The organism is Streptomyces sp. NPDC059248, assembly GCF_042753905.1.
Lineage (GTDB): Bacteria > Actinomycetota > Actinomycetes > Streptomycetales > Streptomycetaceae > Streptomyces.
In genome coordinates, this window is the sequence record NZ_JBHYZV010000085.1 from 1 (window position 1) to 14,247 (window position 14,247).

General features: G+C 70.3%; 11 protein-coding genes, 1 pseudogene and 1 riboswitch. Of the genes and pseudogenes, 11 read left to right on the forward strand and 1 reads right to left on the reverse strand.

Features of this window, described 5'->3' with window-relative positions; all coding sequences use genetic code 11:
* Positions 1 to 219 precede the first annotated feature (219 nt).
* From ACFXG1_RS27860 to ACFXG1_RS27905, 10 genes and pseudogenes are all read left to right on the forward strand, one after another.
* Positions 220 to 828, forward strand: a complete 609-nt coding sequence (locus ACFXG1_RS27860) for a CDP-alcohol phosphatidyltransferase family protein (RefSeq protein ID WP_384720983.1) — start codon at positions 220 to 222, stop codon at positions 826 to 828.
* A 112-nt stretch (positions 829 to 940) separates the two neighbouring features.
* The gene (locus ACFXG1_RS27865) at positions 941 to 3,436 is read left to right on the forward strand and encodes a sugar phosphate nucleotidyltransferase (protein WP_384745029.1); all 2,496 of its coding nucleotides are present in this window, start codon (positions 941 to 943) and stop codon (positions 3,434 to 3,436) included.
* 88 nt (positions 3,437 to 3,524) lie between these two features.
* Complete coding sequence (locus ACFXG1_RS27870; RefSeq protein WP_384717489.1) at positions 3,525 to 4,487, forward strand: DUF881 domain-containing protein; 963 nt, start codon at positions 3,525 to 3,527, stop codon at positions 4,485 to 4,487.
* Positions 4,484 to 4,816: a small basic family protein gene (locus tag ACFXG1_RS27875; protein ID WP_006350443.1), complete on the forward strand. Its 333-nt coding sequence runs from the start codon at positions 4,484 to 4,486 to the stop codon at positions 4,814 to 4,816. The genes ACFXG1_RS27870 and ACFXG1_RS27875 overlap by 4 nt, the downstream gene beginning before the upstream one ends.
* 5 nt (positions 4,817 to 4,821) lie before the next feature.
* Complete coding sequence (locus tag ACFXG1_RS27880) at positions 4,822 to 5,637, forward strand: DUF881 domain-containing protein (RefSeq protein WP_384717478.1); 816 nt, start codon at positions 4,822 to 4,824, stop codon at positions 5,635 to 5,637.
* 145 nt (positions 5,638 to 5,782) lie between these two features.
* Positions 5,783 to 6,676 (forward strand): FHA domain-containing protein, encoded by an 894-nt coding sequence (locus tag ACFXG1_RS27885; protein WP_384717492.1) that lies wholly within the window; start codon positions 5,783 to 5,785, stop codon positions 6,674 to 6,676.
* Positions 6,677 to 6,711: 35 nt separating this feature from the next.
* On the forward strand, positions 6,712 to 7,509 hold the full coding sequence (locus tag ACFXG1_RS27890; protein WP_384745031.1) for a MerR family transcriptional regulator: 798 nt from the start codon (positions 6,712 to 6,714) through the stop codon (positions 7,507 to 7,509).
* A gap of 53 nt (positions 7,510 to 7,562) precedes the next feature.
* Complete coding sequence (locus tag ACFXG1_RS27895; RefSeq protein WP_358829197.1) at positions 7,563 to 8,036, forward strand: bifunctional nuclease family protein; 474 nt, start codon at positions 7,563 to 7,565, stop codon at positions 8,034 to 8,036.
* A 168-nt stretch (positions 8,037 to 8,204) separates the two neighbouring features.
* Positions 8,205 to 8,831 carry a MerR family transcriptional regulator gene (locus tag ACFXG1_RS27900; RefSeq protein ID WP_384717484.1) on the forward strand — a complete coding sequence of 209 codons (627 nt, stop codon included), beginning with the start codon at positions 8,205 to 8,207 and terminating at the stop codon, positions 8,829 to 8,831.
* Positions 8,832 to 8,907: 76 nt separating this feature from the next.
* Positions 8,908 to 10,440, forward strand: a pseudogene (locus ACFXG1_RS27905) (DNA polymerase IV); the annotation flags it as partial.
* Here ACFXG1_RS27905 and ACFXG1_RS27910 read toward each other — a convergent pair.
* A complete protein-coding gene (locus ACFXG1_RS27910) occupies positions 10,332 to 10,763 on the reverse strand; it encodes a PRC-barrel domain-containing protein (RefSeq protein WP_384719395.1) in 432 nt (143 codons plus the stop codon). The pseudogene ACFXG1_RS27905 and the gene ACFXG1_RS27910 sit on opposite strands and share 109 nt — an antisense overlap.
* Before the next feature lie 154 nt (positions 10,764 to 10,917).
* Positions 10,918 to 11,014: riboswitch (glycine riboswitch) on the forward strand.
* Between the two features lie 182 nt (positions 11,015 to 11,196).
* On the opposite strand from ACFXG1_RS27910, the gene gcvP reads away from it, so the two are divergent.
* The gene (gene gcvP / locus ACFXG1_RS27915) at positions 11,197 to 14,088 is read left to right on the forward strand and encodes an aminomethyl-transferring glycine dehydrogenase (RefSeq protein WP_384745034.1); all 2,892 of its coding nucleotides are present in this window, start codon (positions 11,197 to 11,199) and stop codon (positions 14,086 to 14,088) included.
* Positions 14,089 to 14,247 lie beyond the last annotated feature (159 nt).

The window sequence follows — 14,247 nt, forward strand, 5'->3', positions numbered from 1 at the left end:
ATGGTACTGCAGGGGGGACCCTGTGGGAGAGTAGGACGCCGCCGAACAATCATTATGTTGAGGGCTCTGGCCCCTTGAGACACAGTCTCGGGGCCAGAGCCCTTTTCCCATTTACGGACCCCTCCGAAAGAACCGCGCGGACCACCCGTGTGCGGGCGGGTTCCCCACTGACGGTAAAGTCCGTGGAGCATCATAGGCACGTTCCCCAGGAGGCCCCGGGTGGAGGTCCAGGAGACCCGCGTTCAGACGGACCGGGTACTCACCATCCCCAACATCCTCAGCATGGCCCGGCTGGCCGGTGTGCCGCTCTTCCTGTGGCTGATCCTCCGGCCCGAGTTCGGCGGGCCCAAGAGCGACGGCTGGGCACTGCTGGTCCTGATGCTCAGCGGGATCAGCGACTATCTCGACGGGAAACTCGCCCGGCGCTGGAACCAGATCAGCAACCTCGGCCGGCTACTCGACCCCGCCGCTGACCGGCTGTACATCCTCTCCACCCTCGTCGGCCTCACCTGGCGGGAAATCCTGCCACTCTGGCTGACCGCGGCCCTTCTGGCGCGAGAACTGATGCTGCTGGTGATGGTGTGGATCCTCCGGCGCCACGGCTACCCACCACCCCAGGTGAACTTCCTCGGCAAGGCCGCCACCTTCAACCTGATGTATGCCTTCCCGCTACTGCTCCTGAGTGACGGCTCGGGGTGGCTTGCGTCACTTGCCGCCGTTTTCGGATGGGCGTTCGCAGGATGGGGTACAACTCTGTATTGGTGGGCAGGGATCCTGTATGTGGTCCAGGTCCGCCGTCTCGTCAAGGCGGATACAGTGGCCGATTGACCTCGTTGATGCGCGGCCGTGCAGTGTGGCCGGTCGCGTATGACGCCAAGAGGGCCTCTTAGGACGAGCGCAGTCGGCTGGGCCGTCGTCTCTCAAGGAGGACGCTTCCGACATGAAGGCCGTCGTGATGGCCGGTGGCGAAGGAACTCGACTTCGCCCCATGACTTCCAGCATGCCCAAGCCGCTCCTGCCAGTCGCCAACCGGCCGATTATGGAGCATGTGCTGCGGCTGCTCAAGCGGCACGGTCTCAGCGAGACCGTGGTGACCGTCCAGTTTCTCGCGTCGCTCGTCAAGAACTATTTCGGGGACGGCGAAGAGCTCGGTATGGAGCTCACCTACGCCAATGAGGAGAAGCCGCTCGGAACCGCGGGCAGTGTGAAGAACGCCGAGGAGGCGCTGAGAGACGACGCATTCCTCGTCATCTCGGGGGACGCGCTCACCGATTTCGACCTGACCGATCTGATCTCCTTCCACAAGGAGAAAGGCGCGATGGTCACCGTATGTCTGACCCGGGTGCCCAATCCGCTGGAATTCGGTATCACCATTGTCGACGAGGCGGGCAAGGTCGAGCGTTTTCTGGAGAAGCCGACCTGGGGCCAGGTGTTCTCGGACACGGTCAATACCGGTATCTATGTCATGGAGCCGGAGGTCTTCGACTACGTCGAGGCCGATGTCCCCGTGGACTGGTCCGGAGATGTCTTCCCGCAGCTCATGAAGGACGGCAAGCCGATCTACGGCTATATCGCCGAAGGCTACTGGGAGGACGTCGGTACCCACGAGAGCTATGTGAAGGCCCAGGCCGATGTCCTGGAGGGCAAGGTCGAGGTCGAACTCGACGGCTTCGAGATCTCGCCCGGCGTATGGGTCGCCGAAGGCGCCGAGGTGCACCCGGACGCGGTCCTGCGCGGCCCGCTGTACATCGGGGACTACGCCAAGGTCGAGGCCGATGTGGAGATCCGCGAACACACGGTCGTCGGCTCGAACGTCGTCGTCAAGAGCGGCGCCTTCCTCCACAAGGCCGTGATCCACGACAACGTCTACATCGGGGAGCACTCCAATCTCCGGGGCTGTGTCGTCGGCAAGAACACGGACATCATGCGGGCCGCCCGGATCGAGGACGGCGCGGTCATCGGCGACGAGTGTCTCGTCGGCGAGGAATCCATCATCCAGGGCAACGTACGTGTCTACCCGTTCAAGACCATCGAGGCCGGCGCCTTCGTCAACACCTCGGTGATCTGGGAGTCGCGCGGCCAGGCCCATCTCTTCGGGGCCCGGGGCGTGTCCGGGATCCTCAATGTGGAGATCACCCCCGAGCTGGCGGTACGGCTGGCGGGCGCGTACGCCACCACCTTGAAGAAGGGCGCCACCGTGACCACGGCCCGGGACCACTCACGTGGCGCCCGGGCCCTGAAGCGGGCCGTCATCTCCGCCCTCCAGACCAGCGCCATCGACGTCCGCGACCTGGAGAACGTGCCGCTTCCCGTGGCCCGGCAGCAGACCGCGCGCGGCAGCGCCGGCGGGATCATGATCCGCACCTCCCCTGGGGTGCCGGACTCCGTCGACATCATGTTCTTCGACGAACGCGGCGCCGATCTGTCGCAGGCCGGACAGCGGAAGCTGGACCGGGTGTACGCCCGCCAGGAGTACCGGCGGGCCTTCCCCGGGGAGATCGGGGACCTGCACTTCCCGGCCAGCGTCTTCGACTCGTACACGGGATCCCTGCTGCGGAACGTGGACACCACGGGGATCGCCGAATCCGGGCTGAAGGTCGTCATCGACGCCTCCAACGGCAGTGCGGGGCTCGTGCTGCCCAGCCTGCTGGGCCGGCTCGGGCTGGACGCGCTGACGATCAACCCGGGGCTCGACGAGGCCCGGCCCACCGAGACCCGGGAGAGCCGCAGGGCCGGTCTGGTACGCCTGGGCGAGATGGTGGCGTCCGCGCGGGCCGCCTTCGGGGTGCGCTTCGACCCCGTGGGCGAACGGCTCTCCCTCGTCGACGAACGCGGCCGCATCATCGAGGACGACCGGGCGCTGCTGGTCCTGCTCGACCTGGTCGCCGCGGAACGCCGCAGCGGCAAAGTGGCGCTGCCGGTGACCACCACCAGGATCGCCGAGCAGGTGGCCGCGTACCACGGAACCGAGGTCGAGTGGACGACGACCTCGCCCGACGACCTCACCAGGGTCGGCCGGGAGGAGACGACGATCTTCGGCGGTGACGGCCGCGGCGGATACATCGTGCCGGAGTTCAGCAGCGTTTTCGACGGTACGGCCGCCCTGGTCCGGCTGGTGGGCCTGATCGCCAGGACCCAGCTCACGCTCAGCCAGATCGACGCGCGGATCCCGCGGGCGCACGTCCTCAAGCGGGACCTGGCGACACCCTGGGCCGTCAAGGGCCTCGTGATGCGACGGGTCGTCGAGGCGGCCGGGGAACGTCAGGTGGACACCACGGACGGGGTACGCGTCGTGGAGACCGACGGGCGATGGGTGATGGTGCTGCCCGACCCGGCGGAGGCCGTCACTCATCTGTGGGCCGAGGGGCCCGACGACGCCTCGGCCAAGACCCTCCTCGACGAGTGGGCGGCCGTGGTCGACAGCGCAGGTCACTGACGTGTGAACCGGGTGCGGGACGGCGGACCGACCTGCCGTCCCGCACCCGGGTGGGGCCATTCGGCGGTAGCGCGTGCGACGTGCGACGATGTGCGGCATGCCGCAGCAGCCCCCCGCGCAGCCTCCCGTACGGGGCACCGGAGCACGTTCCGGTTCCCCGCCCGCGCGCCCCGACGCCTCCATGTCGCTGCTGACCAATGTGATGGAACACAGCCTCGACGAGGGCTACGCGGAGGCGGCCGCGCGCCGGGCCGACGGCGGGGGCCTGCCCCGCACGCTGAAGGCGAAGTTGTGGCTGGGCGCCGGTCTGGTACTGACCGCGGGAATCGTCACCGTGGGGGCCGCCGAAGCGCGGATATCGGCTCCTGTCGTCGCCAAGGAGCGAGAGGAGTTGATCGACCGCATCGACGCGGAGACCGACGACGTGGACGCCCTGGAAGGCGAAGTGAAGGCGCTCCGTACCGAGGTGGGGGAGCGTCAGCGGAAGGCCCTGCGGGCCCAGGGCGGCGACCAGGGCAGGACGGTGGCCCTGCTGGCCGGCGCGACGGGGGTCGAGGGCCCGGGGGTGAAGCTCGTCGTCGACGACGCGAAGGGCACCGGCGGCGGTGGCGGTGGCGGGCCGCGCGAGAGCAGCGGGTTCAGCGACACCGGCCGGGTACGGGACCGGGACATGCAGCGGGTCGTCAACGGGTTGTGGGAGTCGGGCGCCGAGTCCGTCGCCATCAACGGGCAGCGGCTGACGGCCCTGTCGGCGATCCGGGCCGCGGGGGACGCCATACTGGTCGACAACAGACCGCTGGTGCCGCCGTACACGGTGCTCGCGGTGGGGGACGGCAAGAAGCTGAACACGACGTTCCAGGACAGCGCGGACGGACATTATTTGCACGCGCTCCGGGAGAACTTCGGGATCCGTTTCAGCATCTCCACTGAGGACAGGGTGCGGCTCCCGGCCGCGCCGAGCCTGATCGTACGTACAGCGGAACCGGAAGGCCCCGATGCCCCGAAGGGGAGCGGGCGAGGGCCCACCGACACAGGGAAGGGCACATCGTGATCGCCGTACTGGGCCTCGTCGTGGGAGTCGTGGCCGGGCTGTTGGTCCGGCCCGAGGTACCCGCCGTGGTCGAGCCCTATCTGCCGATCGCCGTCGTGGCGGCGCTCGACGCCGTCTTCGGCGGGCTGCGGGCGATGCTGGACGGGATCTTCGTCGACAAGGTCTTCGTCGTGTCGTTCCTGTCGAACGTCGTGGTGGCCGCGCTGATCGTCTTCCTCGGGGACAAGCTGGGCGTGGGCGCGCAGTTGTCGACCGGTGTCGTGGTCGTGCTCGGTATCCGGATCTTCTCCAACGCGGCGGCCATCCGCCGCCACGTCTTCCAGGCGTGAGGCCGGTGGAGACGGAGCCGGACAGGGACCGGAACGACGGAACGACCGGGTCCGGTGCAACGGAACGGCCGGATCCGGCGGGGTCCGGCGCCCGGGCGCGGCCTACGGGCCGCCAGCGGCTCAAGGCGGGCCTGTGGCCGCCGCGCGTCACCCGCGCCCAGCTGACGGTGGCCCTGCTGCTCTTCGTGCTCGGCCTCGGGCTCGCCATCCAGGTACGGTCCACCAGCGACAACAGCGCGCTGCGCGGAGCCCGCCAGGAGGACCTCGTCCGTATCCTCGACGAGCTGGACAGCCGCACCGAGCGGCTGGAGGCCGAGAAGCGGCGGCTGGAGGAGCAGCGGACGGAGCTGGAGACCAGCTCGGACCAGGCGGAGGAGGCACGGCGGCAGACCCGGCAGAAGGAGCAGCAGCTCGGCATTCTCGCGGGTACGGTGGCGGCACGGGGTCCCGGTATCACCCTCACCGTCGCCGACCGGTCCGGCACCGTGGAGCCGGACATGCTGCTGGACGCGGTCCAGGAGCTGCGGGCGGCCGGCGCGGAGGCGATCGAGGTCAACGGGAACCGTGTCGTCGCCGATACGTACTTCACCGGTTCCGGTGGGAACGTCGAGGTGGACGGGAGGAAGATCACCGCGCCGTACCGGTTCGAGGTGATCGGAAAGCCGCAGGATCTCGAACCGGCCCTGAACATTCCTGGGGGAATCGTGCGGACACTGGAGAAGGAGCAGGCCACGGCCACGGTGGCCCGCTCGGAGAAGATCATCGTGGACGCCTTGCGACCCGAGAAGCAGCCTGACTACGCTCGGTCGTCCACGCGGTGAGGCGTCGGGAGTCGGTGCCCGTTATGTCGGGTCGTGAGGCCGCGGGAGGTCGGAACGACGACTTCGCGCGGTGTGGTGGAAACTGTCTGGTGGGTACGGACGTTGTGAGGATGTCCGGGTCGGCAGGCGTCGTTGAGAGTTCGTCCTGCCCCACGGGCGGGTCTATTTCGGTCAAGGGGAATCGCCCGTGAAGTTGTTTGCGAAGTTGTTCGGCAAGAGCGCCCGCGAGGACGGCGGCAGCGCCAGGCATCGTGCGCGCCGTCAGGATCAGCAGGAGGAGCAGGGTGGACAGCGCCCGCTCTTCCGGGACGAGGTCGGTGGTCCGGGTGGTGGGTATCCGGGGGGCCCTGGCGCGTCGTCTGTTGACCCTGCCGGTGCCGGACGCATAGGTTTCGGGGAATCATCGACCGCGGGTGCGGGCGGCGGTTACGCCTCCGACCCCTATGCGACCAATCCCCATGGGGGACAGCCGCGGCAGGAGGATCCTTCCATGGCGGGAGTGACGGTCTGTACGAGGTGCGGTCACCGCAACCCCGACTCCGGCCGGTTCTGCTCCAACTGCGGCGCCCCGCTGCGCCCCGGAGTGGCACCCGAGCGGTCCTCCGAGACGACGTCGACGATCTCCATCTCGGGGCTGGAGGCGTACGACTCGGAGACGACGGGCCAGACCGCGCTGCCGTCGCTGTCGCCGGAGGCCCAGGCCGCGGTGGACGCCCTGCCGCTGGGCTCGGCGCTGCTGGTGGTGCGCCGCGGGCCCAACTCGGGCAGCCGGTTCCTGCTCGACGGGGATCTGACGACCGCCGGCCGTCACCCGCAGAGCGATATCTTCCTCGACGACGTGACGGTCTCCAGGCGTCATGTGGAGTTCCGCCGGGGTCCGGACGGCAGTTTCAGCGTCGCCGACGTCGGCAGTCTGAACGGCACCTACGTCAACCGTGAGCCCATCGAGTCGGTCTATCTGACCAGCGGGGACGAGGTTCAGATCGGCAAGTACCGGATGGTCTTCTACGCGAGCCACGCGAGCCAGCGGGGCTACTGATCGCCGGTCGTCGCGGGGCATCCGTGGGAAGGCACATGCTGCGAACACCGCCGGGCGGTGCCGGGGACGGCACCGCCGTCCCGGGAGAGAGGCTGATGAGCATCGGAACGGTGCTCACCCAGCTGCACGACGAGTTTCCCGAAGTCACCATCTCCAAGATCCGGTTTCTGGAGGCGGAGGGGCTCGTGGAGCCCCGGCGTACCCCATCGGGGTATCGCAAGTTCTCCCGGGCGGATGTGGAGCGGCTGGCCCAGGTCCTGCGGATGCAGCGGGACCACTATCTGCCGCTGAAGGTGATCCGGGAACATCTGGACGCCGTGGCCCGGGGGGAGCAGCCTCAGCTGCCCGCCTCGGGGCCGCAGCGCGACGGGGCCGGGCCCACCGGTTTCGACGGGACCCCCGGCGGGGTGGACAACGCTGCCGGGGCCGTCGGCCCGCAGGTGACGGAGGCGGAGCGTCCCACCGCTGCCCGGGTGGGGCGGTCCGAGCTGCTGGCCGCCGCCGGGGTGACCGGTGAGGAGCTGGCCGAGTGGCAGTCGTACGGCCTGGTCACGGCCGCCGCCGACGGTTCGTACGACGCCGGTGCGGTCACCGTGGCCCGGCTCGTGGCCGAACTGGGCCGTTTCGGTCTCGAACCCCGCCATCTGCGGGCGATGCGGGCCGCGGCGGACCGGGAGGCGGGCCTGGTGGAACAGGTGGTGGCACCCTTGCGGCGGCATCGCAATCCCCAGACCAGGGCCCATGCGGAGGCCACCGCGAAAGAGCTCGCGGGCCTGTCCGTACGGCTCCACGCGGCCCTGATGGAGACATCCCTCGGGGTCCGGATCCAATGATCATGGCCCTGCCCGACTATCCAAAGAGGCCGGGCACGGCCTAGGGTTGCTGTGTGAACGAGCTCGACGTTGTGGGCGTCCGGGTGGAGATGCCCTCCAATCAACCGATCGTGCTCCTGCGAGAAGTGGGAGGCGATCGGTACCTCCCCATCTGGATCGGCCCCGGGGAGGCGACCGCCATCGCCCTCGGCCAGCAGGGCATGGCACCGGCCCGACCGCTGACCCATGACCTGTTCAAGGACGTGCTGGACGCGCTGGGCCAGGAGCTGACCGAGGTCCGCATCACCGATCTGCGGGAAGGCGTCTTCTACGCCGAACTGGTGTTCGCCAGTGGTGTCGAGGTCAGCGCCCGGCCCTCCGACGCCATAGCGCTCGCCCTGCGCGTCGGTGCGCCGATCTACGGCAGTGACGGGGTGCTCGACGACGCGGGGATCGCGATCCCCGACGAGCAGGAGGACGAGGTGGAGAAGTTCCGCGAGTTCCTCGACCAGATCTCGCCGGAGGACTTCGGGACCAACAGCCAGTGACCGTCATTCCGGTTGGCATATGGCCATTCGGCTAGCCTTACCCCGGACAGGGGCACGGGAAACCACCCTCAGGGTGATTATCACTCGGCGTGCCGAGTGTGGCGATCGTTGACGCACCCCTGGCGACTGCCTACCGTCGAGTGGGCAGGTCAAGGACGGAGGGTCGGCGTGAGAAGCAGCGGCGACGGTGCGGTTGGGGTGGGGGGCGTCCCCGGACGGAGTCCGGTGGAGAGCGGGCCGTATCCGCTCCACGGGGGTGTGCGGGGACCGGTGGACGCGGAGTCCGTGCCACCACCGGAGGAGACGGTGGGGTACCGGGGGCCGACGGCCTGTGCGGCGGCGGGGATCACCTACCGCCAGCTCGACTACTGGGCGCGTACGGGTCTGGTCGAACCGAGTGTGCGTCCGGCGTACGGATCGGGCACGCAGCGGCTCTACAGCTTCCGTGACGTCGTTGTCCTCAAGATCGTCAAGCGTTTCCTCGACACCGGCGTCGCCCTGCAGAACATCCGGGCCGCGGTCCGGCATCTGCGCGAGCGCGAGCTGGCCGAGCTGGAGCGGATGACGCTGATGAGCGACGGCGCGACGGTGTACGAGTGCTCGTCCCCCGACGAGGTCGTCGATCTGCTCCAGGGCGGTCACGGCGTCTTCGGGATCGCCGTCGGCGTGGTCCGGCGGGATGTCGACGCCGCGCTGTCGCAGCTCCACGGCGAGCGGATCGACACCGGCGAGACGCTGGTCGGCAACAACCCCGCGGACGAACTGGCCCGGCGCCGGCGCGACCGGGCGGTCTGACCCGGGCGGGGGTCCCGGGCCGTGTCCCGCGGATCCCGCCCGTGCGTTGTCAGTGGCGTAGGGCAGCATCGGGCGGGTGAGATCCGCCCCGACGATTCTGCATCTGGACATGGACGCGTTCTTCGCCGCCGCGGAGCAGGCGTCGAAGCCGAGTGTGCGCGGCAAGCCGGTGGTCGTCGGCGGTCTCGGCCCGCGCGGGGTGGTCGCCACGGCGTCGTACGAGGCCCGGCGCTTCGGGGTGCACTCGGCGATGCCGATGTCCCAGGCCCGGCGGCTGGCGCCGAACGCGGCGTATCTGGTGCCCCGGTTCGCCTTCTACCGCTCGATCAGCGAGCAGGTGATGCGGCTGCTCGGGGGGTTGTCGCCGCTGGTGGAGCCGTTGAGTCTGGACGAGGCGTTCGTCGATCTGGAGGCGGGCGGCGCCGCCGCGGACGCGGCATCCGCGCGGGCGGTCGGCGAGCGGCTGCGGGCCGATATCGCGGCCGTCACCGGGCTGACCGGCTCGGTGGGGCTCGCGGGATCGAAGATGATAGCCAAGGTGGCCTCGGAGCAGGCCAAACCGGACGGCCTGGTGCTCATCGAGCCGGGGACGGAGCGCGAGCTGCTGGGCCCGCTGTCGGTCCGTACGCTGCCCGGGATCGGCCCGGCCACCGGTGAGCATCTGCGGCGCGGCGGGATCACGATCTGCGCCGATCTGGTGGAGGCGGGCGAGGACGAGCTGGTACGGCTGCTGGGACGGGCGCAGGGGACGTCCCTGTACCGGATGGCCCTCGGCCACGACGACCGGCCGGTGGTGGCCGAACGCGATATGAAGTCGGTCTCCGTGGAGGACACCTTCGACGTCGACCTCCACGACCGGCTGCGGATCCGGCTGGAGGTGGAGCGGCTCGCCGACCGCTGCGTACGGCGGCTGCGCGCCTCCGGACACTCGGGCCGGACGATCGTGCTCAAGGTACGCAGATACGACTTCTCGACGCTGACCCGCTCGGAGACGCTGCGGGGGCCGACGGACGACCCGATGGTGGTGCGGGAGGCCGCGGAGCGGCTGCTGGAGGGCGTCGACACCACGGGAGGCGTACGTCTCCTCGGGGTGGGGGTCTCCGGTCTCGCCGACTGGACCCAGGAGGACCTCTTCGCCCAGGCCGCGGAGGCGCTCGGCGGCTCCGTGTCCGGGGCGGGGGCCGCGGGCACGGGTGCCGGTGGTGGCGGTGGAGATGGGGTCGGGGAGGCGGCCCGCGGCCCCCGCCCCGCGGATGCCGCGGCCGGGTCCGGGGCCGCTCCGGAGGCCCCCGCGGAACCCTCCGTACGGCAGTGGTCCCCCGGGCAGGACGTCACCCATGCGGTACACGGCCCCGGATGGGTGCACGGCAGCGGGCTGGGCCGGGTCACCGTGCGGTTCGAGGTGCCCCGGGGGCCGGTCGGGCGGGTAAGGACGTTCCGGGTGGAGGACCCGGAACTGACCCCATCCGACCCGCTGCCGCTGGTGGAACGGCCGCCGGATCAGCCGGTGGATCGGCCGGGGGAGCCGCCCGGTGGGCCGTCCTCGCCGGCGACCGTACCGAAGGAGCGGTCGGGGACCGGGCCGGACGACGCCGGGGGAGAGGGCGGCGCGGACGGGGCGGAGACCTCGATGCCGTAATGACGGCAGAGCTGGAGCTCCTGGGCGGGTGAGAGATGGCGGCCGACGCCGAAGTCCGGCGCCGTCTTGATCAGCGACCGCTCGAAGGGGACCCGGAGGGTGTCCTCGACGACGGTGCTCGGGGCGAGGGGGACGAAGGAGTCCCGGCCGAAGAGCCCGGTCCGGACGGCCGCCCAATCGGGTGAGCCGGTGGCGTCGTCGAGATACACCTCGTCGACGGTCCCTATCCGCACACCGTCGCGGTCGTACGCCTTGCGGCCGATCAGGCTCCGCGGATCGATATCGGTCTGCACGGTCCCTCCAGAAGGTCGTACCTGCTGCCGGAAAAGCCTGACGAACACCGAAAGCCCTCAAACACCACGAAAAAGCACATCGTGGTCGTCGGCCACTCGAGCGATCACGGGCCTCACCTGCCGAAGAGTGCGCTGGTAGGCTGGCAGCGGCTGCTGACCCCGCGCGGGAGAGCCCACCGGCAGGTCGACGGTGGCGCCGAAGGAGCAACTCCTCCCCGGAATCTCTCAGGCACCCGTACCGCGTGGACGAGGTCACTCTGGAAAGTGGAGTGGGTGCCGGACGGCATCCGCTCACACCGACGGTGAAAGCCGGCCCGCCCCCGCCACGGGCGGACGGTGAAGCTCTCAGGTTGAGATGACAGAGGGGGAGGCCATCCCGGGCATCCGCCGGGGTGCCCCTCACCGGGTCGTCACTGACCAGGAGGCCGCCTGTATGACCGCCAACCGCATCTCCCTCCGGGAACTGGAGCGGGGAATCCCCTTCGAGCAGCGCCACATAGGACCCGACGCCGAGGCCCGGGCCAAGATGCTGGCTCAGGTGGGCTACGGGTCGCTGGACGAGCTGACCGCCGCCGCGGTACCCGATGTGATCAAGAGCGTCGGGGCGCTGGGTCTGCCCGACGCCAGGACCGAGCCCGAGGTGCTCGCCGAGCTCCGCGCGCTCGCCGACCGCAACACCGTACTGACGTCGATGATCGGCCTCGGCTACTACGGCACCTTCACCCCGCCGGTGGTGCTGCGCAATGTCATGGAGAACCCCTCCTGGTACACCGCGTACACCCCCTACCAGCCGGAGATCTCCCAGGGCCGGCTGGAGGCGCTGCTGAACTTCCAGACCATGGTCGCCGATCTGACCGGTCTGCCGACCTCCGGCGCCTCCCTCCTCGACGAGGGCACGGCCGCCGCCGAGGCCATGGCGCTCTCCCGCCGGATCGGCAAGGTCAAGGACGGCGTCTTCCTCGTCGACGCCGACGTCCTGCCGCAGACGCTGGCCGTGATCGAGACCCGGGCCGAGCCCACCGGGGTGGAGGTCCTCGTCGCCGATCTGAGCGACGGCATCCCCGCCGACGTCGCCGAACGCGGAGTCTTCGGCGTCCTCCTCCAGTACCCGGGCGCCTCCGGGGCCGTACGCGACCCGCGCCCCGTGATCGAGCGGGCGCACGAGCTGGGCGCGGTCGTCACCGTCGCCGCCGACCTGCTCGCCCTCACCCTGCTCACCTCCCCCGGCGAACTCGGCGCGGACATCGCCGTCGGCACCAGCCAGCGGTTCGGCGTCCCGATGGGCTTCGGCGGTCCGCACGCCGGATTCATGGCGGTCCGCGAGAAGTTCGCCCGCAACCTGCCGGGCCGCCTCGTCGGTGTCTCCGTCGACGCGGACGGCGACCGGGCGTACCGCCTCGCCCTCCAGACCCGCGAGCAGCACATCCGCCGTGAGAAGGCCACCAGCAACATCTGTACCGCTCAGGTGCTGCTCGCGGTGATGGCCGGGATGTACGCCGTCTACCACGGCCCCGACGGACTGCGCTCCATCGCGCGGCGCACCCACCGCTACGCCACCCTGCTCGCCGCGGGTCTGGCGGCGAGCGGGGCGGAGATCGTCCACGACACGTACTTCGACACCGTGACGGTACGCGTACCCGGCCGGGCCGCCGATGTGGTCGCCGCCGCGCGCGAGGGCGGGGTCAACCTCCGCCCGGTGGACGAGTCGCACGTCTCGATCGCCTGCGACGAGACCACCGACCGGGCCGCGCTCCGGGCCGTCCTCACGGCCTTCGGGGCCGACGCCGGATCCGACCTCGACGCCCTCGACGAGTCGGCGGCGGACACCCTGCCCGTGGACCTGCTGCGGACCGACGACTATCTGACGCATCCCGTCTTCCACCAGCACCGCTCCGAGACCGCGATGCTGCGGTATCTGCGCCGGCTGGCCGACCGCGACTACGCGCTGGACCGGGGCATGATCCCCCTCGGCTCCTGCACGATGAAGCTGAACGCCACCACCGAGATGGAGCCGGTGACCTGGCCCGAGTTCGGCCAAATCCACCCCTTCGCCCCCGCCGGGCAGGCGGCCGGATACCTCACCCTGATCCGGGAGCTGGAGGAGCGGCTGGCCGAGATCACCGGATACGACAAGGTGTCCCTCCAGCCGAACGCCGGATCGCAGGGAGAACTCGCCGGACTGCTCGCCGTCCGCGCCTACCACCGCGCCAACGGCGACACCGGCCGGACGATCTGCCTCATCCCGTCCTCGGCGCACGGCACGAACGCCGCCAGCGCCGTGATGGCGGGCATGTCGGTGGTCGTGGTCGCCACGGCCGACGACGGTGAGATCGACATCGCCGATCTGCGGGCCAAGATCGAGCGGCACCGGGACGAACTCGCCGTTCTGATGATCACCTACCCGTCGACCCACGGGGTGTTCGAGGAGCACGTCGCCGACATCTGCGGCCGGGTCCACGAGGCCGGCGGACAGGTCTACGTCGACGGCGCCAACCTCAACGCGCTGGTCGGCCTCGCCAAGCCGGGCGAGTTCGGCGGCGACGTCTCGCACCTCAATCTGCACAAGACCTTCTGCATCCCGCACGGCGGCGGCGGCCCCGGGGTCGGTCCGGTGGCCGTCCGGGCGCACCTCGCCCCGTACCTCCCCAACCACCCGCTCCAGCCGGAGGCGGGACCTGCGACCGGGGTGGGGCCGGTCTCCGCCGCGCCCTGGGGCTCCGCGGGCATCCTGCCGATCTCCTGGACGTACGTCCGGCTGATGGGCGGCGAGGGCCTCAAGCGGGCGACGCAGGTCGCCGTGCTCGCCGCGAACTACATCGCCAAGCGTCTCGAACCGCACTTCCCGGTGCTCTACACGGGCCCCGGCGGGCTCGTCGCCCACGAGTGCATCATCGATCTGCGCCCGCTGACCAAGGCGACCGGTGTCAGCGTCGACGACATCGCCAAGCGGCTGATCGACTACGGCTTCCACGCGCCGACGATGTCCTTCCCGGTGGCCGGGACGCTGATGATCGAGCCGACCGAGAGCGAGAACCTGGCCGAGGTCGACCGCTTCTGCGACGCGATGATCGCGATCCGCGGCGAGATCGAGAAGGTCGCGTCGGGTGTCTGGCCCGCCGACGACAACCCGCTGGGCAACGCGCCGCACACCGCGGCGGCGCTGGGCGGCGAGTGGGAGCACGCGTACAGCCGTGACGAAGCGGTCTTCCCGGCAGGGGTGAGCGCCGCCGACAAGTACTGGCCGCCGGTACGCCGGATCGACGGGGCCTTCGGGGACCGCAACCTGGTCTGCTCCTGCCCGCCGTTGGACGCGTACGAGAGCTGAGTGCACGCGTGCGCCGCGCCACCGGAGGCCGCGGCGCACACCCGCCGGGCGCGGCGGGACATGCCACGGGGCCGGTACGGGGAGTGCGTGAGCATCCCGTCCGGCCCCGGTTCTCCCGTCCCCCGCCGCGTGTCTCAGACCGCGTGTCTCAGACCGCGT

Coding starts and splice junctions, on each gene's coding strand:
- ACFXG1_RS27865 (WP_384745029.1), top strand. CDS start 941: ATGAAGGCCGTCGTGATGGCCGGTGGCGAAGGAACTCGACTTCGCCCC.
- ACFXG1_RS27870 (WP_384717489.1), top strand. CDS start 3,525: ATGTGCGGCATGCCGCAGCAGCCCCCCGCGCAGCCTCCCGTACGGGGC.
- ACFXG1_RS27890 (WP_384745031.1), top strand. CDS start 6,712: ATGCTGCGAACACCGCCGGGCGGTGCCGGGGACGGCACCGCCGTCCCG.
- gcvP (WP_384745034.1), top strand. CDS start 11,197: ATGACCGCCAACCGCATCTCCCTCCGGGAACTGGAGCGGGGAATCCCC.